This is a genomic window from Ferdinandcohnia sp. SAFN-114, from assembly GCF_059415045.1.
Genome location: NZ_JBPFDQ010000188.1, coordinates 1 through 1,622, shown reverse-complemented (window position 1 = coordinate 1,622; position 1,622 = coordinate 1). Strand labels below are relative to the sequence as shown.

General features: G+C 35.1%; 2 protein-coding genes. Both read left to right on the top strand.

The window, feature by feature from the left end; genetic code table 11:
* Nucleotides 1-92 precede the first annotated feature (92 nt).
* On the top strand, nt 93-659 hold the full coding sequence (locus tag ACR65M_RS26795) for a hypothetical protein (RefSeq protein WP_440274927.1): 567 nt from the start codon (nt 93-95) through the stop codon (nt 657-659).
* 89 nt (nt 660-748) lie between these two features.
* A complete protein-coding gene (gene dnaN / locus ACR65M_RS26790) occupies nt 749-1,603 on the top strand; it encodes a DNA polymerase III subunit beta (RefSeq protein WP_440274926.1) in 855 nt (284 codons plus the stop codon).
* The last annotated feature ends 19 nt before the right edge of the window (nt 1,604-1,622 follow it).

Below are 1,622 nucleotides of genomic sequence, written 5' to 3'. Positions count from 1 at the left end.
CCATACAGACACACCTCGTTATAGTTGATATATTTATTATAACAATCTGTGTCTACTTTTTAGTCTAGCATCAAAACAATCATAAAACGTGGGTGAAAGGTTACTGGACTCCCCCTACTCTACCAAGTTGGGCACTACCAGAAGGTTATAAATCCTCTACACAGCAACAACAGTCTCAACAAGACAATCAAAGAAGACAAAATAACCCTTCAAATCAAGGTAGAACTCAGCAAGGTAATCAAGGAGGAAACAACCAAAATCAGCAACAGGGCAATTCGGAAAATGAACGCAATAAGCTTTTTGCATACATTGAAAAATTTGAGAATCAGATTGGACTTAAAAATCAACCTAATATCATTGTTAGGATTTTCAATAAGGCCAATTCAGACTTCCAAATTAAGAATCCGAATGAGATTGGTAGAGCAAATGTTTCTCAACTGAGTAACTATTATCTAGCATTACGCCCAATCAATGATATTTTGGTTGTAGCCCAGAAGCAAGGAGTACCATTAGAACAGGTATTAACCTTTGCTCAAATCGTAAAACCACAAATTAAAGTGGAGAGTATTTTTAGTCTATTCTTTAATGTCTTTAAAGAAGATGCGACTAAGATTATACAAATGATCAATGCAGAAGCTCAGCAACAACGTACTGCATAGTCATATGAGAGGCACAAAGTATGGGGTTATCCCGCTTTGTGCCTTTTTTAATCTTAAAAAATAATTAATTATATTGGGAGGAAATATAAATGAAATTTGAAATTAACAGAGATATTTTATCAGAGGGTTTAGCAAAAGTGAGTCAGGTTCTTGCTACAAGTACACCATTACCAATTCTACAAGGAATTTTATTAGAAGTTGAACAGGATTCTATTAGTTTAACTACATCTGATAATACTCAATCTATTCAACATACTATTCCAGTAGATGGTGATGCGGTTAAAGTATTTGAGAGTGGGAAGACTGTTTTACCTAAAACAGCTGTTAAGTTGGTTAAGAAGTCTAAAAAGGTTCTCACCTTTACCTTAGATAATTTCTTAACCACCATTACTTCTGGTAAGAGCGTCTTTGAATTGAATTGTCTTGATCCAGAGGAATATCCGAAACTTCCTCAAATTGATGATTCAAAAGCAAACCTAACTCTTAATGGTAAACAGTTTGCTGATTTCGTAAAAAAGACAGCTTTTGCGGCAAGTACATCTGAAACAAGACCTATTCTACAAGGGGTTTTAGTTGATATCCAAAAGGATTGTATTACCTTGTCCTCTACGGATTCACACCGATTGGGCAAAGTCACTTGTAAATGGTCTAACCAGGAAGAGATTCGTATCGTAGTTCCAGCTAAGTTTCTTGATAAAGCAGCGACTAAAATATTTGAACCAGACAGTGATGTTGAGTTATTTGCTCACGAGCAAATGATTTTACTTCGTAATGATCAAACGGTCTATTATACAAGGCTTTTAGATGGAAACTACCCAGATACATCAAGGTTATTACCAACGGAATTTATATCTGTCATGAACATTGATAGAAAAGAATTCCTCGATGTGATACTATGTCAAGAAAATAGACACAGATTTTTCTACCGCGCTTTCGCTTGGTAGCCTTCATAAAAAAGTTTAA